The 25,823-nt window shown below is 58.2% G+C and carries 28 protein-coding genes; 18 read left to right on the top strand and 10 right to left on the bottom strand.

Annotated features, from left to right (window positions below):
* The first annotated feature begins 53 nt into the window (after nt 1-53).
* Nucleotides 54-1,034 (top strand): LacI family DNA-binding transcriptional regulator, encoded by a 981-nt coding sequence (locus O2597_RS13110; RefSeq protein ID WP_269525557.1) that lies wholly within the window; start codon nt 54-56, stop codon nt 1,032-1,034.
* A 749-nt stretch (nt 1,035-1,783) separates the two neighbouring features.
* Here O2597_RS13110 and O2597_RS13105 read toward each other — a convergent pair.
* Nucleotides 1,784-2,230, bottom strand: a complete 447-nt coding sequence (locus tag O2597_RS13105; RefSeq protein ID WP_269525556.1) for a hypothetical protein — start codon at nt 2,228-2,230, stop codon at nt 1,784-1,786.
* A complete protein-coding gene (locus O2597_RS13100) occupies nt 2,227-2,817 on the bottom strand; it encodes a sigma-70 family RNA polymerase sigma factor (RefSeq protein ID WP_269525554.1) in 591 nt (196 codons plus the stop codon). The genes O2597_RS13105 and O2597_RS13100 overlap by 4 nt, the downstream gene beginning before the upstream one ends.
* Nucleotides 2,818-3,127: 310 nt before the next feature.
* On the opposite strand from O2597_RS13100, the gene O2597_RS13095 reads away from it, so the two are divergent.
* The 3 genes from O2597_RS13095 (at nt 3,128) to O2597_RS13085 (ending at nt 6,275) form a co-directional block, all read left to right on the top strand.
* Nucleotides 3,128-4,474 carry a M48 family metallopeptidase gene (locus O2597_RS13095; RefSeq protein WP_269525552.1) on the top strand — a complete coding sequence of 449 codons (1,347 nt, stop codon included), beginning with the start codon at nt 3,128-3,130 and terminating at the stop codon, nt 4,472-4,474.
* 24 nt (nt 4,475-4,498) lie between these two features.
* Nucleotides 4,499-5,410: an endonuclease/exonuclease/phosphatase family protein gene (locus O2597_RS13090; protein ID WP_269525550.1), complete on the top strand. Its 912-nt coding sequence runs from the start codon at nt 4,499-4,501 to the stop codon at nt 5,408-5,410.
* A gap of 85 nt (nt 5,411-5,495) precedes the next feature.
* Nucleotides 5,496-6,275: an MBL fold metallo-hydrolase gene (locus O2597_RS13085; RefSeq protein ID WP_269525548.1), complete on the top strand. Its 780-nt coding sequence runs from the start codon at nt 5,496-5,498 to the stop codon at nt 6,273-6,275.
* A 97-nt stretch (nt 6,276-6,372) separates the two neighbouring features.
* On the opposite strand, the gene O2597_RS13080 is transcribed toward O2597_RS13085, so the two are convergent.
* A complete protein-coding gene (locus O2597_RS13080) occupies nt 6,373-7,344 on the bottom strand; it encodes an acetyl-CoA carboxylase carboxyltransferase subunit alpha (RefSeq protein WP_269525546.1) in 972 nt (323 codons plus the stop codon).
* Between the two features lie 225 nt (nt 7,345-7,569).
* Nucleotides 7,570-7,926 (bottom strand): tetratricopeptide repeat protein, encoded by a 357-nt coding sequence (locus tag O2597_RS13075; protein ID WP_269525544.1) that lies wholly within the window; start codon nt 7,924-7,926, stop codon nt 7,570-7,572.
* 56 nt (nt 7,927-7,982) lie between these two features.
* On the opposite strand from O2597_RS13075, the gene O2597_RS13070 reads away from it, so the two are divergent.
* Nucleotides 7,983-8,687 carry a zinc ribbon domain-containing protein gene (locus O2597_RS13070; protein WP_269525542.1) on the top strand — a complete coding sequence of 235 codons (705 nt, stop codon included), beginning with the start codon at nt 7,983-7,985 and terminating at the stop codon, nt 8,685-8,687.
* A gap of 43 nt (nt 8,688-8,730) precedes the next feature.
* On the opposite strand, the gene O2597_RS13065 is transcribed toward O2597_RS13070, so the two are convergent.
* Together O2597_RS13065 and O2597_RS13060 are read right to left on the bottom strand one after the other, a co-directional pair.
* A complete protein-coding gene (locus tag O2597_RS13065) occupies nt 8,731-10,152 on the bottom strand; it encodes a hypothetical protein (RefSeq protein WP_269525540.1) in 1,422 nt (473 codons plus the stop codon).
* Nucleotides 10,153-10,158: 6 nt separating this feature from the next.
* The gene (locus tag O2597_RS13060; RefSeq protein ID WP_269525538.1) at nt 10,159-10,848 is read right to left on the bottom strand and encodes a hypothetical protein; all 690 of its coding nucleotides are present in this window, start codon (nt 10,846-10,848) and stop codon (nt 10,159-10,161) included.
* A 127-nt stretch (nt 10,849-10,975) separates the two neighbouring features.
* Here O2597_RS13060 and O2597_RS13055 point away from each other — a divergent pair, with 127 nt between their 5' ends.
* Genes O2597_RS13055 through O2597_RS13010 form a run of 10 tightly spaced genes read left to right on the top strand, consistent with a single transcriptional unit; the run spans nt 10,976 to nt 19,920 of the window.
* The gene (locus tag O2597_RS13055; protein WP_269525536.1) at nt 10,976-11,863 is read left to right on the top strand and encodes a polyprenyl synthetase family protein; all 888 of its coding nucleotides are present in this window, start codon (nt 10,976-10,978) and stop codon (nt 11,861-11,863) included.
* A gap of 2 nt (nt 11,864-11,865) precedes the next feature.
* A complete protein-coding gene (locus O2597_RS13050; RefSeq protein WP_269525534.1) occupies nt 11,866-12,978 on the top strand; it encodes an ABC transporter permease in 1,113 nt (370 codons plus the stop codon).
* On the top strand, nt 12,971-13,648 hold the full coding sequence (locus O2597_RS13045; protein WP_269525532.1) for an ABC transporter ATP-binding protein: 678 nt from the start codon (nt 12,971-12,973) through the stop codon (nt 13,646-13,648). The genes O2597_RS13050 and O2597_RS13045 overlap by 8 nt, the downstream gene beginning before the upstream one ends.
* Nucleotides 13,641-14,954 carry a heme-copper oxidase family protein gene (locus O2597_RS13040; protein ID WP_269525530.1) on the top strand — a complete coding sequence of 438 codons (1,314 nt, stop codon included), beginning with the start codon at nt 13,641-13,643 and terminating at the stop codon, nt 14,952-14,954. The genes O2597_RS13045 and O2597_RS13040 overlap by 8 nt, the downstream gene beginning before the upstream one ends.
* Entirely contained in the window at nt 14,951-15,370 is a 420-nt protein-coding gene (locus O2597_RS13035) for a hypothetical protein (RefSeq protein WP_269525528.1), read from the top strand. Before O2597_RS13040 ends, O2597_RS13035 begins: the two co-directional genes overlap by 4 nt.
* Before the next feature lie 4 nt (nt 15,371-15,374).
* Nucleotides 15,375-16,487 carry a hypothetical protein gene (locus tag O2597_RS13030; RefSeq protein WP_269525526.1) on the top strand — a complete coding sequence of 371 codons (1,113 nt, stop codon included), beginning with the start codon at nt 15,375-15,377 and terminating at the stop codon, nt 16,485-16,487.
* The gene (locus tag O2597_RS13025) at nt 16,484-17,005 is read left to right on the top strand and encodes a cbb3-type cytochrome c oxidase subunit II (RefSeq protein WP_269525525.1); all 522 of its coding nucleotides are present in this window, start codon (nt 16,484-16,486) and stop codon (nt 17,003-17,005) included. The genes O2597_RS13030 and O2597_RS13025 overlap by 4 nt, the downstream gene beginning before the upstream one ends.
* The gene (locus O2597_RS13020) at nt 16,980-17,648 is read left to right on the top strand and encodes a response regulator transcription factor (RefSeq protein WP_269525523.1); all 669 of its coding nucleotides are present in this window, start codon (nt 16,980-16,982) and stop codon (nt 17,646-17,648) included. The genes O2597_RS13025 and O2597_RS13020 overlap by 26 nt, the downstream gene beginning before the upstream one ends.
* Complete coding sequence (locus tag O2597_RS13015; protein ID WP_269525521.1) at nt 17,645-19,018, top strand: HAMP domain-containing sensor histidine kinase; 1,374 nt, start codon at nt 17,645-17,647, stop codon at nt 19,016-19,018. The genes O2597_RS13020 and O2597_RS13015 overlap by 4 nt, the downstream gene beginning before the upstream one ends.
* A complete protein-coding gene (locus tag O2597_RS13010; RefSeq protein ID WP_269525519.1) occupies nt 19,015-19,920 on the top strand; it encodes an MBL fold metallo-hydrolase in 906 nt (301 codons plus the stop codon). Before O2597_RS13015 ends, O2597_RS13010 begins: the two co-directional genes overlap by 4 nt.
* Here O2597_RS13010 and idi read toward each other — a convergent pair.
* Nucleotides 19,900-20,487 carry an isopentenyl-diphosphate Delta-isomerase gene (idi, locus tag O2597_RS13005; protein ID WP_269525517.1) on the bottom strand — a complete coding sequence of 196 codons (588 nt, stop codon included), beginning with the start codon at nt 20,485-20,487 and terminating at the stop codon, nt 19,900-19,902. The genes O2597_RS13010 and idi overlap by 21 nt on opposite strands.
* Entirely contained in the window at nt 20,480-21,043 is a 564-nt protein-coding gene (locus tag O2597_RS13000; RefSeq protein WP_269525515.1) for a YceI family protein, read from the bottom strand. The genes idi and O2597_RS13000 overlap by 8 nt, the downstream gene beginning before the upstream one ends.
* Before the next feature lie 113 nt (nt 21,044-21,156).
* On the opposite strand from O2597_RS13000, the gene O2597_RS12995 reads away from it, so the two are divergent.
* From O2597_RS12995 to rplT, 3 genes are all read left to right on the top strand, one after another.
* The gene (locus O2597_RS12995; protein ID WP_269525513.1) at nt 21,157-21,639 is read left to right on the top strand and encodes a hypothetical protein; all 483 of its coding nucleotides are present in this window, start codon (nt 21,157-21,159) and stop codon (nt 21,637-21,639) included.
* Between the two features lie 93 nt (nt 21,640-21,732).
* Nucleotides 21,733-21,924, top strand: coding sequence for a 50S ribosomal protein L35 (gene rpmI, locus O2597_RS12990; RefSeq protein WP_269525511.1), 192 nt, complete (start codon nt 21,733-21,735; stop codon nt 21,922-21,924).
* A gap of 90 nt (nt 21,925-22,014) precedes the next feature.
* Nucleotides 22,015-22,377, top strand: a complete 363-nt coding sequence (gene rplT / locus O2597_RS12985) for a 50S ribosomal protein L20 (RefSeq protein ID WP_269525508.1) — start codon at nt 22,015-22,017, stop codon at nt 22,375-22,377.
* Nucleotides 22,378-22,923: 546 nt separating this feature from the next.
* Here rplT and eno read toward each other — a convergent pair.
* Both eno and O2597_RS12975 read right to left on the bottom strand, forming a co-directional pair.
* Entirely contained in the window at nt 22,924-24,207 is a 1,284-nt protein-coding gene (gene eno, locus O2597_RS12980; protein WP_269525507.1) for a phosphopyruvate hydratase, read from the bottom strand.
* Between the two features lie 268 nt (nt 24,208-24,475).
* Nucleotides 24,476-25,711: a Gfo/Idh/MocA family protein gene (locus O2597_RS12975; protein WP_269525505.1), complete on the bottom strand. Its 1,236-nt coding sequence runs from the start codon at nt 25,709-25,711 to the stop codon at nt 24,476-24,478.
* Nucleotides 25,712-25,823: the final 112 nt, after the last annotated feature.

Raw genomic sequence — 25,823 nt, 5'->3', positions numbered from 1 at the left:
AGTCGTTGTTCATGCCGTTGACTAGTTTCCGTTGAACGCTCAATTTTTTGCGTATGAAAGAGCGGGTTTCGCAGAAGGATATCGCACGGGAGCTGGGAGTGGATGTGTCGACCGTCTCCCTGGCGCTGCGCGGGCATCCACGGATCTCGGAGGCGACGATCCGGCGGGTCCGGGAGGCGGCCGAGCGATTGGGCTACCGGCCGGACCCCGCCCTGGCGAGTATCGCGGCGAGCCGCTGGCAGGGACGGCGATCGGTCAGCGGGGTGATGCTGGCCTTTCTGGTGGACAGCCGGAAGGATGAGGAAGTGGAGCTCAAGCTCTACGAGCGGGGCATCCGCCGGCAGGCCGATCTTCTGGGCTATGGCGTGACGACTTTTTACTGGGATGAGTTTCCCTCGGCGGCCGCATTTTGGCGGGTGGTGCAGAGCCGCGGGATCCGTGGCGTGCTGGTGGGGCAGTCGCGTGCGGTTCTGGACGAGGACCTGTTCAATGAGCAGGTGGCCCCGGTGGTCCATTGCGGATTCCTGCGTGAAGTCGAGGGCGAGATGGTGCGTCCGGACCTGCGGCTGGCGGTCAAGGAAACCTGTCGGCGTTTGCTCCAGAAGTTCAATCGTGTGACCTGCTTTCTCCCGATCGAGCGGGAACTGGTCTCCGACCACACGATCCTGGGGGCGGCCTATGTGGCCGAGTCCGTGCCGGAAGTCGGTGATATTTCGCTGGTGGTGGCTTCACAGCGACCGAATGCCGCGGATCTGGCCCGTTTAAAGAAGACGGCACCGGAGGCGATCATTACGATCAACGAGCGGCAGGCGGATTATCTGCGTCGGCACTGGCCCCGTGCCATGACCTTGCCGATCTACACGCTGCATACCCTGCCTCCCTTTGACGGCAAGCGAGGCATGGACCTTCGACTGGAAGCGATCGGCAGTGTGGCGGTCAACCTCCTGGAGATGAAGATGCGGCGCTTGCCGCTTTCGACCGCAAGCTTCCGTCAGACCCTGCTGATCGAGCCGCGCTGGCTCTCTGAGGGCTGAGGGATGAAAGCTGAGATCTGACTCTTGAAGGATGAAACCTGAGACCTGACTGGAGGGGTGGAGGGGTCAGGACATGGGTAACACCAGCGTGGCGTGCCCTGCCTTCGTATCCTTGGGGCTCCGTTGCTCTACGCCCGCACGAGCCGGCGTGGCGTGCCCGCTTGCGGGCGCCTGCGGTGTTGTCAGTTGCGGTGTGCAGGTATGATTCTGACCTGTCCTGAGCTTGTCGAAGGGCTACAAATGATTCTGCCAAAATGGCAGTGTTGTAAGCCCGGTGCCGGTGCATGCGTTCTAGAATGATTACTGCCCTTCGACGCTGCTCTTCAGGACAGGCCAGAATGATGCTTACAGCCGTGTGATTTAGGCAGAATGATGGACAGCAGAATGATTTTCTAGCAACGCCGCTGCCAGTGCGAATGGCACTACTTTAAGGACAAATAGAAGGGTTCCTTTTGCAACAAAGCGTCGCTCGTAGTGGCTGCTTTAGCTGCCATATTCAGCATCCTAAGCCACCTCGGCTCGATGGCGACTGAAGTCGCCACTACGATAAGAAGCTTAAAGTAGTGCCATTCGCTGCCAGTGTAGTGTGTCCCGCCTTCGTTTCTTGGGGCTCCGTTGCTCTACGCCCGCACGAGCCGGCGTGGCGTGTCCGCTTGCGGACGCCTGCGGTGTTGTCGTTTGCGGTGTGCTGAATGATTTTGCCTAAGCCAAAAGGGCTGCGGCGTTACGAGTACAGACCTTCGATCGGCCTACTCGAGTATAACCAGCAGCAGGTAGTTACCGTCGCCGCCCTTGATCTTGGGCCCGCCGAGCACACCGGGCTTGCCGGGCTTCAATTTCATCCGGGCATGGATGCCCTCCGACCAGCGCAGGTCGAGGGAGGCGCCTTTCTTGTCCGGCTTGGCATCGATACTGAGGCTCTGCCCCTTACCCAGTTTGATCTTTCCGGAACCGGGCAGGTCGATGCTTGTACTGCCCTGACCGGCCTTGCGGTAAGTGTCGAAGCGGAAGAGCCGTTTGAGCGTGCCGGCGTAGCGGTTGAGCGAACCGTCGACCCCGCCGCCATCGTTGGAGGCAGCCACGAGAATGGCCTGGACCTTGATGTGGCCGCCGTCCTGTCCCCGGACCTCCGTCTGGGCGAAGCAGGTCAGGCAGAGGATGAGCCAGATGGTTGTGATGCAAGGGAGGCGTTTCATGGTGCGGACAGGGTTAAAAGCTGTTGGAGTTTTTTACGTGCCAAGTGCAGACGGGACATCACAGTGCCGGTTTTGCATCCGAGTGTAGCGGCAATTTCCTCATAAGTATAGTTTTCAAATTCGCGGAGTACGAGCACCGTTCTCTGTGCTTCCGGAAGTTTGGCAATCGCTTCCCGTACCGCCAGATGCCGCTCGTCCTCGATCATGCCGGTTGCGGGATTGTTTTCATGGGGGAGGGGCAGGTCCTCCTCCTTGTTGTCGTCCGTTTGGCGAAAAATCCGCTGGAAACGCTTCCAATAGCGCTTGCGCCGGCGCAGCTCATCCAGCGCCGTATTGACCGCGATACGGTGCAGCCAGGTGGTGAAACTGGAGTTGAAATCGAAGCGGTTTCGCTTTTGCCAGGCCTTGATCCAGGTCATTTGGCTGACTTCGCGGGCATCGGCCTCGTCGGACAGCATGGCATGTACCGTTCGGTACACCCTGGGATAGTGCTGCTTGAACAGTTCCGCAAAGGCCGCCTCGTTCCCGTTCATGGCCGCACGGACTGTTTCCGGGGCAGGTGTCGGGGTTGTGTGAGTCGGCTCCATGTGTGCGGCAAGTCTTGGGACTCGGTTCACCGTGATGGGGTTCCGTGTCCTTCCGCAACACATTGCCCCCATCGGCCCGAAGGGCAATCCGCATGTTCAGTTCCTCCCGGTCTATGAACTTTAATTAGGGACAGACTATGCAATACCCCTTGATTCCTCCCCTGCACGCAGGGGAGGGGGACCGCGAAGCGGCCTGTCCTGAGCCTGCCGAAGGGTGGAGGGGTTCGTTTTCAGCCTGAATGAGTGGTCGCGCAGGCGCGTCCCGCGCCGCACCTTATTACAAGGGACAGACTATAAGTAAAAATTGCACATGCCACCTAGCAGTCGGTTCCATTTCCATGCCGGGTACGGATTTGCTTTACCTGCGGAGGATGGCTCTGTCAGGGTCGGGGGGATGAATTTGATTCTGACTGTTTTCGTCATCCTCCTACTCCTCAAGTTGCTGAGCTCCATCGGGCTGGATGTCCTGAACATGCGCCATGCCCGCGCGCAGTCCGCCGAGGTGCCCGAAGCATTCCGGGATTTCATCGACGAGCCGACCTATGCGAAGTCGATCGAGTACACCGTGGCCAAGACACGCTTCGGGATCGTGAACGATCTCTACGATGCGGGCATTCTTGCCCTTGTGCTGCTTTCCGGCTTTCTGCCCTGGCTTTACGGGCAACTGACTGCGCTGCTTGGTTACGGGGTTTGGGGGCAGGCCCTGGTGCTCTTTGCCACCGGTATCCTCCTCAGCATTCCCGGGATGCCCTTCGACTGGTGGAGTACCTTCCGTCTGGAGGAACGTTTTGGTTTCAACAAGAGCAGCCTGCAACTCTGGATCGTGGACAAGTTCAAGGGCCTCCTGATCGGTTTCATCATCGGTTACCCCTTGTTGGCCCTTCTTATCTTTCTGGTCAGCGCGGTGGGCAGTCTCTGGTGGCTCTGGGGCTTTACCGTCTTTTTCCTCTTTCAGCTGGTCATGGTGGTGGCCTATCCGATGTTCATCATGCCGCTCTTTAACAAGCTGGAGCCGATGGAGGATGGGGAGCTGAAGACACGTCTGTTTAATCTGGCGGAGCGTACCGGTTTCCAGGCGAAGACCATTTTGGTGATGGATGGCAGCAAACGTTCCGGCCACTCCAATGCCTTTTTCGCCGGCTTCGGCAAGTTCCGGCGGATCGTGCTCTTTGACACCCTGATCGAACAGATGGAAGCGGATGAGCTGGAAGCCGTCTTGGCTCACGAAATCGGCCACTACAAGAAAGGGCATATTCCCCAGCGGATCATCCTTTCGGCGGTTACCACCTTCCTGATGTTTGCCTTGATCGGCTGGCTGGCCAATGCGGCTTGGTTCACCGAAGCGTTCCATTTTGCTTCGGAGAGCACACAGTCGATTGTACCGGTGCTCCTGCTTTTCATGCTTCTGAGCGGCCTGGTGACCTTCTGGTTGGCTCCGTTCAGCAGCCTGTGGTCCCGCAAGCACGAATATGAGGCCGATGCCTTTGCCCGTGACGCGATGGGGCAGCCGCAATCCCTGTCCCGCGCCTTACGCAAGCTGCACAAGGAGAACCTCAGCAATTTAACCCCGCACCCGGCCTACAGTGGCTTCTACTACTCCCACCCGACGCTTTTGGAGCGCGAAGCCGCCTTATTTGAGGCAGAGGCGGGGCAGTAGCCATTGTTCAACCCCAGCCCCGGGATGAAGTCTCTGCTCAGTTATCTCTGTGTTCTCTCCGCCTTGTGCTCACTGGGCGCAGAGCCGGTGCGCGTGGCCACCTACAACCTGCAGAATTACCTGGTCATGGACCGGATGGTGGACGGGCAGTGGCGACCTGCCTATCCCAAGCCCGAGCCGGAAAAAGCGCGGATACGGGCAGCGATCCTGGAGGTCCGGCCGGACATTCTTTTTCTTCAGGAGATGGGCGAGACCATGTTTCTAGAGGAATTGCGCACCGATCTCGCCAATGCTGGCCTGCATTATCCCTATGCCGTGCATTTTAAAGCTCAGGACGAGGTCCGGCAGACTGCGGTGCTCAGCCGCCTGGCACCCAAGCAGGTGGTGAAGCACCGCGATCTTGATTTCAAGTACATGGACCGGCGCGAGTCGGTGAAACGTGGGCTGCTGGAGGTGAGTTTCGAACCCGTCGAGGGCGTGATGTTCAGGCTCTTCGGTGTCCACCTGAAAAGCCGGTGGTCGGATGAGAAAAAGGACCCGGAATCGGCGCTTCGGCGCGTGCGCGAGGCCGAGGCTTGCCGCGACCGGGTGGTGGCGCGGACCTTGGATCTAGGCGAGAGGCATTATTTGGTGACCGGTGATTTTAATGACGACCTGAACAGCGCGCCGCTGCGCCGTTTTTATCAGCGAGGCAGTTTGGTGCTGGGCTGGCACGTGCCGGCAACGGATTCCCGGAAGGAGTGGTGGACGCATTATTACCGCAAGCAGGGCAGCTATACCACTGTGGACGGATTCATTCTTTCGGAGGCGCTCAAGCCTGCCTTGAAGCAGGACTCGGCCTGCATCTATGACGCTCCCGGGGTTCTTGAGGGCTCGGACCATCGTATGGTGTATCTGGACCTCGATTTGAGTGCCCTCAAAGAAGATTCCCGGTGAGTCTCGCACGCTTTGTGCAGTATGGCCACGAAGCGCTATTACTCAGTTGCCAGCGGACAATCCGCTGTCAGCGTGAATCTCGATTATGGAAATCATCTTTCTAGGCACGGGCACATCGCAAGGAGTGCCGATGATCGCACAGCCCGAAGACGGCTGCGATCTCGACAACCCGAAGAACTGGCGCACGCGTACTTCCATCCACGTGGAGATGGGAGGGCATCACATCCAGGTCGATGCGGCTCCGGAGTTTCGCATGCAGTGCCTGAATAATGCGGTCACGCAAATCGACACCTTTATTCTCACCCATCCGCATGCGGACCATATCCTTGGGATGGATGACTTGCGCCGTTTTTGTGACCTGAATGGAGGCGTGGCCATGCCGGTCTACAGCAGCGAGGCCGGACTGGCGCGGATCCGTGAGATCTACCCTTATGCCGTCTTGGATAAGCCCAAGGTCAAGGGTTATCCGGCTTTTCAACTCAACAGCATGCCGCAGGCATTGGAGCTACCCGGTGGCACCGTGGAGTCGGTTATCTTGCCGCATGGCCCCATGCAGGTGCTTGGACTCGTCTTCACCGAAGCGGAGACGGGGAAACAATTTGCCTACTACACCGATTGCAAGGAAGTGACCGAAGAAGCCCTGGTTGTGGCCGACGGTTCCGATTTGATCGTGTTGGATGGCCTGCGTCCGGATCCGCACCCGTCCCACATGTCGGTGGACGAAGCGGTCGATACCGCCAAAAAGATGGGGGCGAGCATGTCCTTTCTGACCCACATGACCTACATGGTGGATCACGAGAGCACGGAGGCACGCCTACCGGATAATATCCGACTGGCCTACGACGGCTTGCGCGTCAGCTGGTAGGGTTCGACGGTACCGAGGGTCGATCGATCTCGGTAGGGTTCAATATCCTTTACCGGGGACAACGAGCCCTACCTATTTGCGGCCTTGTCGGCTGCGCCTATTTCTCCAACTCGGTGAAGACGCCCATCTTGCGGAACTTGGCGTAGCGTTGATCCAGGAGTTTGTCGGTGCTCAGCTTGTTGAGCTTGGCCAGGGACTTGAGGATGGCGTCCTTCATATTGGCGGCCGCTTCTTCATAGTCGCGGTGGGCGCCGCCGGTCGGCTCCTTCAGGATCTGGTCGACGATGCCGAATTTCATCAGGTGCTCCGGGCTGAACTTGAGGGCTTCCGCCGCTTCCGGGGCGGCGGCACGGTCCTTCCAGAGAATCGCAGCACAGCCTTCGGGTGAGATGACCGAGTAGTAGCCGTTCTCAAGGATCATGACCTCGTCGGCCACGGCCATGCCGAGAGCACCACCGGAGCCGCCTTCGCCGATCACGATCGTGATAATCGGCACCTTCAGGGCACTCATGTCGCGGATGTTGACGGCGATCGCTTCGGCCACGTGACGCTCTTCGGCCCCGATGCCGGGATAGGCGCCCGGCGTGTCGATCAGCGTGATGATCGGCATTCCGAACTTGTCGGCCATCTCCATCAGACGCATGGCCTTGCGGTAGCCTTCCGGGTGCGGGCAGCCGAAATTACGCTTGAGGTTATCTTTTGTGTTCCGGCCCTTTTGCTGGCCGATGACCATGACGGGCTGTCCGTCGATAAAAGCGGGGCCGCCCACGATGGCGGCATCGTCCTTGAAACGGCGATCCCCGTGCAGTTCCTCAAAGTCGGTGAAAATACGTTCGATGTAGTCGAGGGAGTAGGGGCGTTTCGGGTGGCGGGACAGTTGCACACGTTGCCAGGCGGTGAGGTTCGAGTAGATTTCGGACTTCATCTTCTCGATCTTCTTCTCGATCGCGGTGATTTCACTGCTGACATCGACTTTGGATTCCTGCGAGACCTGCTGCAGCGTGATCAGCTGCTTTTCGAGTTCGCGTAGGGGTTTCTCAAATTCGAGGGTGTAGGTAATATCTTCCATAAATATAAATTGTGGATTTAGCCCTCCTCGGTGCGGCCTGTCAATGCCGCTGGCAAGGTCGGCCCTGAGGCTGGAGAGGCGGATTGCCCTGTATTTTCAGTTTGGGGAATGAGGGCGATTGGCGCCGAAATTTTGCGCTTTGGGCGACTTTTGGGCCGGTTTTAGCCAAAATTCGGTCTAAATCGGACGATTTTGGGTCGTTTCGTGGATTTTATGCCTCTTCGCCTAGAGCTCGTCTTTTTGAGGCGGAGATTTAAGCTCCTCCTTCCAGCCGAGCATGCGAGCCTGCGCCCCATAGTGTTCGGCTTTATCCTTGTCGCCCCGCTCGACCCAGATCCGCGACAGGCTTGTATTGATGTGGATGTCGTCGGGCCGCAGCTTATGTGCGGTTTCCGCGGCGCCGAGTGCGGCATCATAGTCCTCACTCGCGTAGAGGACCTCGGTCAGGGCATGCCAGGCCTCGAAGCTGTCGGGATGGCTGCCGGTGATGCTGCGGAGCTTGGCCAGAGCACTGTCATTTTCGCCGATGGCGAAGTCGAAGGTGGCGTCGTCGATCTGGTCCTGCAGGGAAGTGTCGCTCATGCGGTCTTTTAGGTTGCTCTGGTATATCGGTGAGGGTTGAGTGAGTTTTAGAATATATGGCTGACCCGCAAATTGAAAAACTGCTGATTGTCCAGGACCGTGATCTGGCGCTGCAGAAACTCGAACAGGAACTGGCGCGTATCCCGGTTGAAAAAGCCGCCTTGGAGAAGCAGATCGCCGAGGAGACCGCCAATATCGAGGCCGCGCGGCAATCGCTCAAACAAAAGGAAGTGGAGCGCCACGATCTCGACAACGAGGTCAAGTCGAAGGAAACGGCGGTGCAGAAGTTCCGCACCCAGCAGATGGAGGTCAAGAAGAACGAGGAATACCGGGCCTTGACCCAGCAGATCGAGCAGACCGAGGCGGCCATCGCCGAGCTGGAGGAAAAGGAAATTGCCCTGATGCTGGAGATCGACGAACTCCAGGCCGACTTTCAGACCGAAAAAGGCAAGATCGAGCTGCGGATCCAAGACCGTAACGGGCAGATCGCCCAACTCGCCGAGCGTGCCGGCAACCTCGAAGCCTCCCTGGGGGAAGCCCAGGCGGCACTGGCGCTTTCACGTGAAGGGGTGGAGGACAACTTTTTGGAAAACTACGACCGCGTGCGCAAGATGACGAAGCGGCCGCCCTATGTGGTACAGGTGGAGGCGCACAAGTGCGGCGGTTGCCATTTGCGGGTGTCCAATGACGTGGCCAAAGAGGCGATGCACTACGGGGAGCCGCATTACTGCGACCAGTGCGCCCGGATCGTTTATATCTAGATCTCGATCCCGGACGGGCACTTTTGGGGGCATCGTTTTACACTTACCGGGATAGGGCCGGTTCGCTCGTGGGCTGATCCCCCGGGCTTTGTTCGCGATGCGGCACACTGCCGCGGCCGGTCCAGACGATGTCGCCCTCCGTCGGCCAATTGGTGTCCTCTTCGTCGATTGAACCCCCATCGTCAACGAGGTTTGTCCCGATGCTGTAGAGCGTGAACGCGTTACCTTCTTTCCGGTAGTGCAACGGGGCTTGGCTGAAAGGATCCATGGGGATCTGATCGAGATATTGTGGCGTCAAAGCCTCGATCGAGTCCGGGTACTGGCCTGCGATCGTTTTATAAGCTTCCAGTGCCGAGCTGGTGCGTACCAGTTCGTTGCGTGCTTCAGCTGCGATCACATGATCATACATGCTTCGAACCGCAGGTGTGACAATTGCCGTCAGAAGATGGCGGTGCTTCTTTACCTCCTCTTGGAAGCGTTCTTCAAAGTCCGCGAACGCTCCGAGCGCCTCGGGTTGCAGTTGTCGGGCCTTCCTCATGTAAGTCAGGTAGGCGGCGTAGTCGTATTTGAAAAACCACACGACAAGGGGATTGCTTGCCGTCTTCAACTGGAGCGACGGAACCTCCCCGCCGCTTAATTCCAGGAGGCGCTCATAGTCTCCCTCAATGATGGCCTCAAAAAATGGACTCGCCAGTCCGAGCCGTTCCATATCCATGGAGGCTATCCAGCGCTCACTCGGCTTCAGGTTCCAGTTGCCGAGTCCGGCTTGATGCCAGTTCTGGGACTGCCAGCTGGCGGCTTGCTGGAAGCGGTAAGCCATCTTCTGTGTGGCGACACTGGTGAGCAGGCAGATGAGGTTGTCCCCTTGGCCCACGTGTTCCGAAAGCCGGAGCGTCTGGTACAGGTAGCGGGCGGCGTCACCGTCTTGTCCCATATGAATGGAATAGGCCGCTTTCATTAGGAGTCGATCGGCTGCCCGTTTGATAATGCCGACTTCCGGGACCAACATGGCCGGGCCGGCATCATAATTCCAGTCCGGCTTGAAGGATGGTTTCTCCGCGATCTGTTCGATTCGGTTGAAATAGCCTTCGAAGTCTTCCGTGCTGAGTAATTTGCCGATCTCCGGCCAAAGCTCGGGCTCAATCTGAAAGGTCTGCACGGCTTGGTAGGGATCCAGGTCTTCGTCGGGGATGAGTCCTTCCAAGCTATCGTCGAATGCCAGAATCGACGGGTGCTCCTCCACATAGGCATCCAATTCCAGATAGAGCGGGGCGGCGTTGTCGGCGTCGTCCACTTCCGGGAGCACTTGCTCGATGCTGAAGGGAGCGCCGTCTTCGACCAGCCCGGCTTTGGCCTCGGCCAGGGCTTTGGAGGCGTCATGGCTGAACCAGATGAGGGCGCCGCCGACGAGAAGGAGCAGGACCAGAAAGCCGATCCCGAAGACAATCGCTAGTTTTTTCAACATGGGGTATTAACTCAAACGCAGAGAAAAACCGGCAGCGGTGAGTATGTCGAAGGCTTTTTGGCTGTGCTCCATCAGCTTGGCCAGATTTGCGAGGGTGAGGAGTTGAAACTCCATCGCGCTCGCGGTGACCTCGATCCGCAGGTCGAGGGCGGGCAATTTCAATTCGAACTCGCTGGCATCGGGGGCGTAGTCGAGGCAGCCCGCCAATTCGTCGATGTCTTCGATGCGGTCGATTTTGGCCTCCAGGTCGATGGCTTCGGGAAACTCGATCCGCAGGCGGTTGCAATGGTGGTTGAAGCACTGGTGGAATCGGGGATCTGCTGCGATGCTTTCGTTGTGCAGGCGTGTGACCTCGGTGCTGAGACAGTAGGACTTCGGGTCCGCCGGTGATTGGTCGATCCGGATCTCGAGCTCGAAATCCGGGGTCTTGATCAGCGCCGAGCCGTCCTCGCAGCTGTAGTCGAACTCCCGCCGCTTGTAGCCGAAGAGGCTACGGATGTCCGCATGCAGGCGTTCCGCCGCAGCTTGGACCTCCGGATGTCCGGCACGCCGGACAAAGCTCTGGGCCGCGTCATGATGGCTGTCCGGCACATGGTGGTGCTTTTCAAATCCGCCCAGCCGACGGATGCGCCCTTCGGTCCGCCCGTAGAGCAGGGCGGTGGGGGCGTGGTCGGCTGTGGTTGTGGTCGCGGTCATTCGGGGCGAGCTTGCATCGAATCGGCGATCGGGGTCGATGAAGAAAATTTCATTTTAGCTTCATTTTATGCTCATCCCCTTCCGCTACACTCTCCGGCGAATTGAAATGACTACGTACCGCTAAAACATGGAAGCCGCACTCGATACCAACCACTTTTCCTCCGCACCGGAACTACGCACGGTGCCCTATTCACTGAGCGAATCGATTGCCTATGCACTCGAATCGAAAGGCTCGGGACTGCGTCAGGCAATGGCCCGCGATGTGGCGGCTGCCTGCGGGCTCCAGACGCGTGACGCCGATTTACTGGCCGAAGGGATCGAGTACTTTCATCACGCCTCCCTTATCTTCGACGATTTGCCCTGCATGGATGATGCGGATGAACGTCGTGGCCGCTTGTGCCTGCATCGGGTGGCCGGGGAAGACCGGGCCGTGCTGGCAGCCCTCGCCCTGGTGAACCGAGCCTACACACTCTGCTGGAAGGTTTCCACTCGGTACAGCGCTTACAGCCACTATGCCGGACGCGTCGTGGAGCGGAGCATGGGCGAATTGGGCATACTCGAAGGGCAGGCCCGAGACCTGAGCTATCACCCGGTCCGCGGTGCCGCCGAGGTCAAGGCGATCGCCGGCCGTAAGACGGGGGCCTTGCTGGAATTGACCCTGCTGCTACCGACCGTATTGGCCGGCGCTTCCTTCCGTACAATTTTGCGCCTTGCCCGCCTGGCCCGTTATTGGGGCATCATCTATCAGGGCATGGATGATTTTTCCGATCTCCTGTTGGGACCCGGCAATAGCGGCAAGACCGCGTTTCGCGATCTGCAGCAGGCCCGACCCAACCTGGTGCTGGCCTTGGGCAAGCAAAAGGCCTATGCCGAACTCAACCGCTATTTGGAACGTGCCAAGCAGCAGATCGAGCGCCTTGTGGTCGAGGATACGAAATGGTCTTTTTTGAGCGACTATCACGCCCGGTTTGGGGGTAAAGCGGCGGCTTTGAAGTCCGCAGTGGAGGCCGCTTGAGTATGCGTTTCGCACGTCTGGTCTTGACGAACCTGCGTCGTCATCGCCTGCGGACTCTGTTCGGGGTGGTGGGGATCGCTTTTGGTGTCGCGGCGATGTTGACCGTACTGGCGGTGGTGCTGGGGGCGATCGGCATGTTTCGAAATATTCTTGAGAGCGACAGCCATTTTCTGGTCTTCGAGCGCAATGTGTCGGATCTCTTCTTCAGTAGTGTGCCGGAAGACGCCTGGCAGGAGGTGCGTCGTATGCCCGGGGTGCGTCAAGCTAACCCCGTGCTTTTCGGCATCGTCAATGTGCCCGGTCACCCTGTCATTACTTGCTTTGGAGTCGAACGCGACAATCCGAGGATCCAGGGAGCTGAATGGCTGGCGGGGGACGCTTCCGGCTTTGGCTCGAAGGACGATACCGTTTATCTGGGCGAACGGGCGGCCGCATTCATGGAAGCCGGTGTCGGGGATGAGGTGGAAATCGGCAAGGGGACCTTCCGTGTCGGCGGTATCCTCAAGACGCGGAACGGATTTGAGGACGGCGGGGTCTTTTTCCCGCTTGCGCTTGCCCAGGACTACTTCCACCGCGAAGGGCTGGCGTCCATTATCTCGGTGAATCTCGATGACGTCGATGGCGGGGATGCCTTCCGCGAGTCCATTGAGACGACCTTTCCCGACCTGACTGCGCTGGCCAACGAGGAATTCAACAGCAATTACAGCCAATTTAAAATACTGTCGGCAACCGCTTGGGCGGTGGGCTTCTGCGCCTTCCTGCTTGGTGGCATGAGTGTGGCCAATACGATGACGATGTCGGTCTTTACCCGCATTCGTGAGATTGCGATACTCCGGGTCTGCGGCTTTTCCCGCAAGCAGATCGCCGCACTCATACTCGGAGAAGGGGCGTGCATCGCACTGCTTGGTGTCGCCCTGGGGCTGCTCTGTGGCTTTGGCCTATTGGTGACCTTGGAGCATGTTCCCCAGTTGCAGGGCTACATCCAAGCCAGTGTTTCGGCCACGATGCTGGGGGGCATCTGCCTGACCGCTTTCCTAACCAGTGTCGCCGGATCCATCTATCCGGCCTGGTACGCCAGTAAAATTCAACCCGCGGAGGCCCTGCGCTATGAGTGATAATGCGATCATCGTGGAATCCGTTTCGAAAAGCTTTGATGACGGAAAAATACCGGTCCTGCGCGACGCCAACCTGCACATCCGTGAAGGGGAGCGAGTCGCGCTCTGGGGGGCGTCGGGCTCCGGGAAGACAACTTTGCTCAATTTGATTGGCGGACTCGATCTGCCGGACCACGGGACACTTCGTACTTTCGGAGTGGATCCCACCATCGAGGACAACCGTTTGCGCCTCCGGCGTGAACTGGTGGGCTTTGTCTTCCAGTTGCACAACCTGATTCCTTACCTGACCGTGCGGGAAAATATCCTGATCCCCGCCGTGGCCTCGGGAATGGACAACGTCACGGCGGAGACGCGTCTGCAGGACCTGTTGGAGCACCTGAACATGTCGCACCGTGTGAACCATCGCATCCAGGACCTTTCCGGAGGCGAGCGCCAACGCACCTCGATCGGGCGGGCCCTCATCCAACAGCCGAAAGTCCTATTGGCCGATGAACCGACCGGCGCCCTCGACGAACATACCGGCGACCAGGTCTTCAAGCTCCTCGGCGAGCTTTCGGAGAACCTTAAAGTCACTATCGTTATCGCTACGCACGAGCGCCGCTATGCACAGTCTTGCGACCGGATCTTCCGTGTTACCCGAGGGACTGTAGAGGAGGTCGGGCATGACTGAGCGTCCGGACAGCTGGTCGCGCTACCTGCAGCTGGCAACAGCGAGTTACAGCTTTTTCTGGCTGCTTGCCGCCAACTTGGTCGGACTTTGGCTGGCGGCCTTGCTGGTCTGGCCGCACTTGGGCGATCTGGTTCCGGATTGGACCTATGGACGGTGGATGCCCCTGCATATGGACTGGCAGCTGTATGGATGGTGCTCCTTGCCACTGGTTGGCCTGTTGATGCGTTATTTCATGTCGCCCTCCAACGGATCCACCCGAATGGACATCGGCATCGGTTACGGCGCATGGTCGGTCGCGCTCTTTATCGGTGGTTTCCTCAGCCTGCAGGGGGAGGTCAGCGGGAAACTGTTCCTGAACTGGTCGGGCGTGGGGCGAATCGCCTTCCCGGTGGCGCAGATGGTCCTGTTTTCGGTCCTGGCCGCTGCAAGTGTGGGTCGCTATCGTCGTATCGGTAAATTTGATACAAAGCAGTGGCTGCAGGCTCTGTTACTGCTGGTCCTGATCGCTTCCCCGGTCTCGCTTTTCATTACATCCGGGCGCAAGGTCTATCCGCCGATCGATCCGGAGAGCGGCGGGGCGACCGGGCACAGCCTGTTGGCTTCGACGCTGGGTATCATACTGATTTTCGGATTCCTGCCCTACCTGCTGCGGATCCGCGGCAAAGCGCGCGCTCGGAAACTTAGCCGCTTTTATGCCGGCGCTTACCTCGCCTCCTTGTGTGTCTGGGCTCTGATCGGACACGGGAATGCGTCCAACCGCAGCGCTGGGCAGGTTGTCGGCTTGGGTGTTCTGCTCGCGTGGGTGCCCATGATCGCGGTGTACTTCAGGGCGTTCGAATGGCCCGTCCAACTGCGTCCCTGGTTGCTGGCGTTCCTTTTCTGGTGGGGCTTTCTGACTGTGGACGGATTTATCACCTTTCTTCCGGGGGTTCTGGATGTGTTGAAATTCACCAACGGGATGGTGGCGCATGCGCACCTGGCCATGGCCGGTATGCTCGGTGCCCTGAACATGCTCGTGTTGGGAACTTTGGGGCGTGCGGAATCCGGGGATCCCTGGACAGACCGGGCCGGCTTCTGGCTCTGGCAGTCGGGCACATTGATCTATGTGCTGGCCATGCTGGTACAGGGCGTACGGGAAGGCTTGGACCCGACGGTTCTGTTTGGAGGCAATGCGCTTACGCAGACGCTTTACCTTGTCCGTTTGTTGGCAGGTGGGCTTCTTGTTTCCGCCAGCGCACGCTGGGCGGTCTTACTCCTGCGGGTCGAGTTGAAATCTGTCGGCGTCGGAGGCGCGATCCGGACATGAGCTACAGTTTGAGAGAAAAGTGCATCTTGGCCCTGGCCGTTGGCGCGGGCCTGATGGACGGCCTGACAGGTTGCTTGCTATTGGCTGCCCCGGCTTTTGCCCTTCGCTTGATGGGGGTGCCCCCGATTGATCCGGAGGCGCTCGTCTTTATCCGCTACATTGGGGCTTTTGTGTTCAGTATCGGGACGCTTTACTTCTATGCCGCCTTGCGGGTTCAGCGGAGGCGCGATTGGAAAGCTTTCCGCATGATCTTCGGTGTGACTGCCTGGGTCCGTGCGGTGATCTGTTTCTTTACCTTGAATGCGATTCTCTCCGGAGGGCTCGATGTCGCCTGGTGGTCGGTCCCGGTTTCGGATGGTTCGCTGGCATTACTGCAAGCTTGGCTGGTCCTGGCAGGATGGATTAGGAAGGATTGATGGGATGTCCGGTTTTCTGAAAGAGCGATGGCGGGCGATCGGACTGCTGTGGGCCGTCTGGTTCTATTTCCTGATTTATGCGCAATTCGGATTGCTCCATCTCATGGAGGCCAGTCTGGATGGGCCGCAATTGAAGTGGGTACTTGGCTCGATGGCCCTGTCTGGAGTGGCGGGGGCGCTCTTTGCCGCCTACGCCTTTCGCGAAGCGTGGGGAAATCGCATGATCTTTGTTTCGTTTCTCGTTGCGGGGTTGACCGCGATACTGGCGACCGTCTGCCAGACTATGCCTGCATTTACCTTGGTGGCCGCTTTGACCGGATTGTCGCTCGGTGTCTTGACGGTTGCGGTGGTGGGGTACCTGCCATGGGCCTGTCCATTCTCCCATATCGGTTTGACTGCGGGCTTGGCAACCGGACTCGCCTATTGGTTCTGTAATCTGCCACCTGTTTTTGACGCATCGCCCCGTGTGCATTGCTGGATGGCGGGTTTGGCAGGCATCCTCGCGCTGGGCTTCCTGCCGGGCATCCGGGGGACGGGCACATGGGGAAGCTGGCAGGCCATTCAATCGCGAGTGCGTGGATGGGGGAGTCTGTTGCCATGGACTGTCTTGGCCTTCCTTGTCTTGATTTGGAGTGATAGTGCCGCGTTTGCGGATATTCAGCAAACGAGTGGGTTGAAGTCGGCCAGTTGGGGCGGCAGCGCCCAACTGTTAGGCTTTGGCGTGATACACTGCCTGGCCGCGATGGCGGCTGGTGAATGGATGGACCGTTATGCGCCCCGTCTGCTGTACCTGGGATCATTCGCCTGCCTGTTTCTCGGCTATCTGTTGATCGGTCGACATGGTTTGGGCGTGATTGGAGGGGCGCTCTATGTTGCCGGGGTCTCGGCATACTCGACCGCTCTTGTCAGCTTTGCGGCACTGGAGCGGGATCCGTTACGTATCGCCAGGGGTACGGGCTGGGTCTTTGCCATTGCCGGTTGGCTCGGGTCGGCGATGGGGATCGGGATGGTGGATGATCTCGGGCGAGTACCCATCCTGTTCTGGCTCCTTGCGTTTGCTGCTCTGGGGCTCGCCATCTTTGTACCGCTTGCGCGGAAAGGAGTGAAACAGTCATGAAGCAAGTTTTTCGATTATCGCTGTATCTGGGGGTTGTCGTGTTCAGCAGTGCCGTCGCGACGCTCTGGATGTCTTGTGAGAAATCCTACAGGGTGGACAGCTCGGTGGCCTACGGGCGCCAGGTCTATATCTCCGAGGGGTGCATTCATTGCCACTCGCAGTACATCCGGCCGGTTGGCCAGGATCGCCGGCTCTGGGGGGCGCCGACCAGTGTCGAGCAAGCTTACTCGCAGGAGCCGGTCTTGATCGGCAACCGCCGGCAGGGACCGGATTTGGCCAATGTGGCCCTGCGCCGTCCCAGGGAGTGGAACCGTCTGCACCTGCTCGCTCCCGATCAGCTTATGCCGGGATCGCGCATGCCTTCCTTCAGCTATCTCTTCGAAGCGGGCGATCCCCGGGGGCCGGCCTTGCTGGATTATCTCGACCAGTTGAAACCGGAGTTGAATGTGACTGACAATCCCGTAGTCCCGGCTACAGTACGCTCACGAGACGATGAAAATTCTGCTGGTAGAGGATGATTACAAGATTGGCCGCTTTGTTGAAAAAGGCCTTCGGGAGAACAGCTACACCGTGGTCTGGCGCCGCAGTGTGGAGGAAGCAAACGACGCGATCAGTGAGAGCGGGTTTGATCTAGTGATCCTCGATCTCGGCTTGCCCGATGGAGACGGTATTGAATTGCTGCGCGATTGGCGGCGTTGCGCCTTTAACGAGCCTGTGCTGATTCTCAGTGCGAGGGATTCCGTCGAAGACCGGGTCAGCGGGCTGAACCTCGGCGCGGACGACTACCTGCCCAAGCCGTTCAGCTTCGAGGAATTGCTCGCCCGGGTGCGCTCCCTTTTCCGGCGGCATGGCACCGCCCGTAAGACGGTGCTCGAACACCGTGGTGTGTGTATGGACCTCTTGGCGCATACCGTGAGCTTCGACGGAGAAACTGTGGACTTGACCAACCGTGAGTATGCCTTGCTGGAACTCTTCCTTTCGAACCGCGGGCGGACTTTGACTCGTACCCAGATCGGCGAAAAAATCTGGGATGCCAGTTATGATATGCAGACGAACCTGATTGATGTCTATGTGCGCAAGCTCCGTCAGCACTTCGACTTCGGACCCGATGCGCCATCCCTGATCAAGACGGTCCGTTCCGTCGGTTACATGATGCCATGAAGTCCTTTTCCAGCCGACTCACTTTCTGGTACGCCTTGATCGTGACCCTGACGGTTGCGGTCTTGCTGCTCATCGGCCGTTTCTACCTTGAGCATAACATGATCGCCAGCATCGACCTGCTGAACGAGGTCGAGTTCGAAGAGATCCGCTCGCGCATCGACCTCTCCCACGAAGGCGAAGAAGATGCGATTCTGAAGGCTGTCCGGGAGCATGCCGAACTGGATGCGGCGCTTTATTTCTTTCAGGTCGGCCGGGGGCACCGTGATATTATTTTCAGGAGCAGCAATCTCGGGCCGTACGCCTTGCCCAAGGCTGTTCACGGAAAGCCGCAGGCGACGGTTTATGATGATGAGCTGGGCCTGCTCCGGTCCGCCGAATTCAAATATGCCGGCTTGGATGTTCACATCGTTTCTTCCCTTCACAGCGCGGAGGGGCTCTTTGACGACTACGAGCAAAGCGGATTCATTGTCTGTGGCGTCGTCTTCCTGCTTAGTATCGGGGTCGGCTACCTGCTCAGCCGTCTGGCGATCCGTCCGGTCGCGGCAATTCAGTCGACCGCGCGCAGGATTACGGCATCGAGCTTCAGTGAGCGTATCCCTGTTCCGAATACAAACGACGAGATTGCGCGTATGGCCGGGCTGCTCAATGAGATGCTGGATCGTCTCGAGGCTTCCTATGAGCAGGTCAAGCGTTTTACCGCGGAGGCTTCGCACGAGTTGAGAACCCCGCTCTCCATCATTCGCTTGCAGGCGGAACGCCTGGCCGCGGCGGATCCGATGAGTGATGACGAACGGGTTGATGCCGCGGCGGAGCAGCTGGAGGAGGTCAGCCGGCTGAACAAATTGATTGATGACATGCTGCTTCTTGCCAAAGCAGATGCGGGAGTGATGTCACTCCAGTGCAAGGAGGTGGACTTGCAGGACTATATGGATGATTTCAAGTGCGACGCGGAATTGCTGGCTGAAGAACGTGGCGTGCGTTTTGTCCTTGATAACAAGTTGGAGGAACCGGTGGTTCTGGATCCGGTGTGGATGCGGCACGTACTCCTGAACCTTTTGTCGAACGCGCTGAACTACAGCCCGAAGGGAGGGAAGGTCAGCTTTAGCTGGAGCGAGTTCAACCGGCAGCCGACACTTCGCGTGGAAGATGAGGGGCCGGGCTTGCCGGAATCCAAACTCGAGTCCGTCTTCAATCGTTTCGAGCGGATCGACAGCGGAAGCGAGACCAAAGGCAACGGCTTGGGCCTGGCGATTTGCCGGAGTATCGTGCGCCGGCATGGCGGCTGCATCCAAGCGCGTAACCGAAAGGACCGTTCCGGCCTGATTGTTGAGGTGAGCCTGCCGAGCAAGGAAGATTGCTGCCTGGAATGATGAAGTGGTTCATCGGCAGTCTTGCCCTGCTTTGTTTCGGGACCGGCTTCGCCGTCTGGCTCGGCTGGGGGCGTCGCTCGACTTGGGCGCAAGCTTCAGGTTGGGGCCAGCTTTCGTCAGACGTTCGAAACCGGGCTAAGGAAGCGGGGGACGCTTGGGAGTCGGATCCACTCGCGCCCCGCTTGCTCTGGTGGGGGCATGCCACCATGGAGGTGGTTTGGGCGGGGCAACAAGTGGTGGTCGATCCGGTTGCCAATACCCGGGTGAAAGTGGCCCCCCGGCTTTTTCGCGACCGCGTTTTGGATACAAGCCGGAGTTTCGACCTGATCCTGATCACGCATGCCCATATGGATCATCTGGATAACAGCACTTTGGAGGCCCTGCCACCCAGTCGCGTCGTGCTGCCGGCGGGTTCCGAGCGCTTTCTTTCCGCCGAGGTCTGGCGCCGGCACCAAATCGAGCCGCTGGCCATGGGCTCGGTCCTTGATCTGGGGGATCTACGGGTCAGTCTCGTGCCCGCGAAACACGGGGGCTGGCGGTATCCCTGGCAACGCGGACTTTTTGCCTGTGGCTATGTGTTCGAGTCCAAGGGGCGTTCCTTATATGTGGCGGGGGATACCGCCAGCGGTCCGCATTTCGAACAGATTCGTGAATCCTTTGCTCCCGACTACGCCGTGCTGCCCATCGGGGCCTACGATCCACAGTGGTTCCTGCGTATTCGTCATTTGAACCCCGAAGAGGCTTGGGAGGCGGCGGAGCAGTTGGGAGTGAAATACCTCGTCCCGTACCATTTCGGAACCTACCGCTTGTCGCTGGAGGCGATGGATGAGCCGCTGCAGCGTTTTGCGGCAGCGGCATCCGGACACGCCGTAAAGTGGTGTCTACCTTTGGGCGACGAATGAGCCGAGAGGATGCTGGCGGCTCCATTGCCCCAGGGCTGCAGCCTCCAAGCGCGACCAGGGGGAATAGCTGCTGTCCTCCAGTTTTGTCGGATCGGCCTCCTCACTAAGAAACTCCGCCCAGTTGATCCAGTCGAGCGCGGCCACCTCTGTGGGGTTGAGCTGAGGTTCTTGAGAACAGAGGCCGATGAACACCGGGCAGATTTCATTTTCCTCAATTCCCTGATAGCTGGCCCGGTAGCGAAAGTCGGGGAGTGCCAGACGCAGGGAGATCCCCCGCAGTCCCAATTCCTGACGTAGGCGTCGTTGCGCGGCATGTTCGAGGGCTTCGCCCGGCATGGGATGGCCGCAGCAGGCATTTGACCAGATGCCCGGCCAGGTCTGTTTCGTCCAGGCCCGCTGTTGGATCAGCATTTCGCCGTGCAGATTAAAGAGGAAGATCGAGAATGCACTGTGCAGGGGCGTGGAACGGCCGTGGATCTTGTCCTTGGGCGCGCTGCCAATCGCTTGGCCGGCTTCATTCAGCAGTACGACTTCTTCGATCTCGGTCGGTGCGCTTGTGTCAGGCATCGTTTTGAACTTGTCCTTCGAGGTGAAAGTGGACGGTCAGGTCCGGCTTGACCGTGAAAAAGAGGAGACGAATGATTTCAAGGTCCCAGTTCGTGTACTTCAGCTCGCAACTGCCTTCGATGATCACCTTGCCCTCAGTCTGTTCGATGCGGTAGGGCAGTTCGACCTCCCGGGTCTGCCCGTGCATACTGAATTGGCCACTGCCCAGCCGTGTTTGGCCGTCAGCGTCCATTGATTCTGAGGTGAGCGTAAATACGCCCTCCGGATACTGGCTGATCTCTATCCACTCGCGCATTTTCTTGTCACGCGAAGCTTTTTCGGAATCCAGGCTGCCGAAAGGGAAGTGGCAGCTGGCGGAGACGACGGACAGGGTGTCGGGCGCGAGCTCGATGTCGCAACTGAAGTCTTGGGCGACGCAGGTGAATTTGTGGGGAGGGCTGGCCTTTACATCCACAGACAAGCTCGATTTGGCGGGATCCATCTTGAAATTACCGGCATGGAGCTGGGCAGCCAACAGGCAAACTGGCAGGAAAATGAGGGTCTGGATTGTGTTCATTACGCAATCCTATCTCTTCTCCATGAAGCCTTGCTGAATCATTTATGAATAAATCCTCATAATTCGTTCACGCCTGCTTCATTGCTTCTCCATACTATCTACTGACTACCATTATGATCTCTCTACGCCGTATCCTTGTTGTTCTTAGCTTCATTGCCTGCCTTGGGGGCAGTTTTTCCGTGCTTTCCGCCGAATCCTTGGAGGTGGGACAGCCCTTTCCCGCCTTCGAAGGCATGCAGGACCAGCACGAGCTGGATTATCCGATGCCGGAAAAGACCCGTTATGTGGTGGTTTCCTACACCATGTCCGTCGGCAAAGCGGCCAATGGGTATTTCTCGGCACAGCCCAAAGACTACCTGCAGGCCAATCATGCGGTCTATGTGGCCAATATTTACGGGATGCCTGCGGTCGGTCGCTTCTTTGCCATGCCCAAGATGCGCAAATACCACCATCGCATCATGCTGGCCGATGCCGAGGGCTTGCTCGACGATTTCCCTCAGGAAGAGGACCGCCTGACCGTCTTTGAACTGGGGGCTTCTGGTCGGATCGAGGCGATCCGTTACTGGGATCCGAAATCCGGACAGGCTCCGTTCTGAGCCCAATTTGGCCGGATTGCCGCACTTTACCCGTTTTTCAGCTTTACAAGCAGGGGGTAAATCTGTGTTTTCCCCATCTTTTCCTCATTTCTCATGCAGAAAACACGCAAATCCATCGCCAAGCGCTTCAAGAAGACAGGCACCGGTAAACTCCTGCGTCGTACGCCGGGGCACCGTCACCTCCTTCGCAACAAGAGTGTGAAGCAACGTCGCCGTGCAGGTAGCAGCAAGCTCGTCGCTGACGGGCAGCGCGCCAACCTGATCCGCGGTCTGCCGTTCGCATAATACAACGAAACGTTTGAAAATATAAACTCAGCCAGCCGGGTAACATGAAAATGGGCGACCCGACGGCACCCAAACAAGAGATTACAGAACATGCCTAGAGCCACAAATGCTCCCGCGACGCTTGCACGTCGCAAAAAAGTCCTGAAAAAAGCCAAGGGCTATTTCGGGAATAAGTCCCGTCTCTTCCGCTATGCGAAGGACGCTGTCGAGCGCGCCGAGGTGTACGCCTACCGCGACCGCCGTAAAAAGAAGTCCGAATTCCGTCAGCTGTGGATCGTTCGTATCAACGCGATCTGCCGCGCCAACGGCATCAACTACAGCCGTTTCATGAACGGCCTCAAGACTGCCGGTATCGAGATGGACCGCAAGCAGCTCTCCGAGCTGGCGATCCACGACGAGGAAGCTTTCAAGGCCCTCATCGAAAAGGCCAAGGAAGCCCACGCCGCTGCCTAAGTCCTTCGGATTCGATTGAATTTCTAAAGCCGCTCCCATCCGGGGGCGGCTTTTTTTGGATCATCGCCATTTACCGGGTAAGGGCTTGTTGAAGTGGACGGATTCCATCGGGTCAGACTAGCGTATCGCTTATCTGTGAGCTCGAGTGATTCTATGGGTCGGCTTGATTGTGGACCCCTCCGTCTCCGCTCCGCGGATCCACCTCCCCTGCCTGCACCCGTCTTCGTCTAAGACTACGCCGAGCCATGGAGGAGGAGTTTATTGGGGCTCTGCGTGTGAGTTGAGGTCGTTGTACAGAAAAACACCTCCTCTTTTCCCAGGGGAGGCTTGTCACGGCGTATCGGAGAGAAGACGGATGGCTGCAGCCAGTCAGAGACACCTTCCTGCCTGGATGAAGGCGGGGGTGGTAGCGGCGGCTGTCCTCAGCGGCCCATTGCGCTGTTGTCTGTGGTGTGGCGTGTGAGGACACACGCCGCTACCAACTAGCCCACAAAAAAGCCCGGCGTTGCCGCCGGGCTTTTGGTAAATGGTGGATTGAGTCGGGGACTACTTGAGTGTGCCGGCGTAGATCGCGTTTTCACCCAGTTCTTCTTCGATGCGAAGAAGTTGGTTGTATTTCGCGATACGGTCGGAACGGCTCATGGAACCGGTCTTGATTTGGCCGGCGTTGGTGGCAACCGCGATGTCGGCGATTGTTGTGTCCTCAGTTTCACCGGAGCGGTGGGAAACGACAGAGTTGTAGCCGTTTACCTTGCCCAGCTCGATTGCTTCGAGTGTTTCGGTGAGGGAACCGATTTGGTTCACCTTGATCAGGATCGAGTTGGCAACGCCAAGATCGATACCCTTTTGCAGGAACTCGACGTTGGTTACGAAAAGGTCGTCACCGACGAGCTGAACCTTGTCGCCGATCAGGTCGGTCAGAACCTTCCAGCCGTCCCAGTCGTTTTCGTCGCAGCCGTCTTCGATGGAATCGATCGGATACTTCGAGCAAAGTTCGGCCAGGTATTCAGCTTGCTCTTGGGAGTTGCGCTTGGCACCGGTTTCGCCTTCGAACTTGCTGTAGTCGTAGACGCCGTCGCTGAAGAACTCGGAGGATGCGCAGTCGAGTGCGAAGGTGATGTCTTCACCGACCTTGTAGCCGGCAGCTTCAACAGCCTTGCAGAGTGTGTCGAGTGCGTCTTCGGTGCCTTCGAAAGTCGGAGCGAAACCGCCTTCGTCACCCACAGCTGTGCTCAGGCCACGGCCCTTAAGAACCTTCTTGAGGCTGTGGAAGCACTCAGCACCCATGCGGATGGCTTCCTTGAAGGTCGGAGCGCCTACCGGACGGATCATGAATTCCTGGAACGCGATCGGAGCGTCGGAGTGGGAGCCACCGTTGATGACGTTCATCATCGGGACCGGAAGAACCTTGGCGTTCGGGCCGCCGAGGTATTTGTAAAGCGGAAGGCCGGAAGCTTCGGCAGCTGCCTTGGCAGTTGCGAGAGAAACGCCGAGGACAGCGTTTGCGCCCAGCTTGCCCTTGTTCTTGGTGCCGTCGAGAGCAAGCATTGCCTTGTCGACGGAAAGTTGGTCACATGCGTCGAGACCAACGAGTTCAGGAGCGATGAGTGTGTCGACGTTTTCTACGGCCTTGAGGACGCCCTTACCGAGGAAGCGGTCCTTGTCGCCATCGCGAAGCTCGACAGCTTCGTGTTCGCCAGTGGAGGCGCCGGACGGAACGGCTGCGCGGCCGATTACGCCACACTCGAGTTCAACGTCGACCTCGACGGTTGGGTTGCCACGGGAGTCAATAATCTCGCGGGCGCGGATGTCTATGATGGTTGTGCTCATATCAATGATCGGTTTCGAATTTTTGAAATCGCTCGTGACTCGGTCCCTTGCCCGAGCAAGCATGACTGGTTGTGTCGTCTACCCGCTCGCTGTCAATGATTCACGTCAGGCGAACGAATTAAATTCCAAGCCCGATTTCGATTATACGAGCTATTAATTGCAGCTATTATTGAACGATGCTGAAATTAAACCTGCTTATCGGAGGGTTATGCTCGCTTTTCCGGATCGCTGCGAGGGGAGACTACGGATCAATCACCGCAGCCGGCGACTAGGCGTCTTCGAGTTGCCGGGCGTTCAGCGCGGACTGCAATTGATGATCGACGGGCGTGGTTTTCGCAGGTTTTGCCCAGGGCAGTCCCAGTTCGGAGAAGAGTTTTCGTTCATCATAGGCATTCCGTACCGCTTTTGCCATGCCGGGGACATAGGTGAGTGTGGCATCTTCATTGGCCTGCTTTATATGCTTGAATTGCTCTTCGACGCTGTGGGTCTCCAATTGTTGGAGTGCCTTCACACAGGCAGTGTGCGCGATCGATGCCTCGACGCTGCAGGTCGCCGGCATATCCGGATGGCGGCACTTCTGGACGCAGATCTCCAGTTTGTGCATGGAGCCCATGTCAGCCTCGCCGTAATCCACTTGGTGTCCGTCCTTGAAATCAGCCATGATGTGGCTGCCTGACTCATAGCTGATGACGGCATCTTCAAACTCGTAACTGAAGTTGGGGCCGTCGTTTTCCTCCACCGTATGGGTCGTGTAAAAGAGGATTTCCGCATCCTGCTCGGTTTCGATCCGGCAGCAGGCCGTATCGAAGTTCTCGATCGGGTTACTGCGGTAGCATTCTGCCGAGATGCGGATGGGAACGGCGGAGAGGTGCGTTGCCGGGCCGAGCACAAACAGCATATTGTGCAGGAAGTGGGCGGTGGCATTACTGACCGGGCTGTCATAGATTGCTTGACCACGGGCATTGTGGATTTTTCCGGCCCAGTTGTTGCGATTGAAATAGTTGCTGTTGCGCGGCCATGCGACGCGGGTTTTCAGACAGACCGGCTTTCCAAATCGCCCGGCAAGGATATCGGCTTTCATGTCCTGAATACCCTGACTGAAGGACCATTGGTAGCCAATTTCCAGGAATTTGCCGGATCGGTCACGGGCTTCCTGCATGCGTTGTGCTTCCTCCAGAGTGGGGCAGATCGGTTTTTCGCAGAGGACATTGATTCCCGCCTCCAACAAAGCGCAGGCCTGGTCTGCGTGGAAGGAAATGGGGGAGGCGATGCCTGCGAGTTCGGCTTCAAGCGGCGAGTTGAAGAACGCTTCCAGATTGTCAAAGACAGGGAGCCCGCTCGCTTCGATTTCATCCCAGGAGGGAGCGGCCTTGGCCATCGGGTCGATAATGGCAACCAGCTCCGCCAGGCCGCTTGCTTCGAGTGGTTTGACGGTCTCGTAGTAACGGTGGCCGTAGCCGCCGATGCCGACGAGGATGACTTTGACTGGTGATTGTTTCGTCATTTTTGGTTGAGAGCACTGTGTTGCAGTTTGACTGGCAAGTATAGAAAATAAGGTACTTAGGATCTGTTCGCTTAGAAGGGGTGATGATGGCTGTCGTAATTGAATATGCTTG

It is taken from the genome of Coraliomargarita parva, assembly GCF_027257905.1.
GTDB lineage: Bacteria > Verrucomicrobiota > Verrucomicrobiia > Opitutales > Coraliomargaritaceae > Coraliomargarita_A > Coraliomargarita_A parva.
This window is presented reverse-complemented; position numbering and strand designations above follow the sequence as displayed.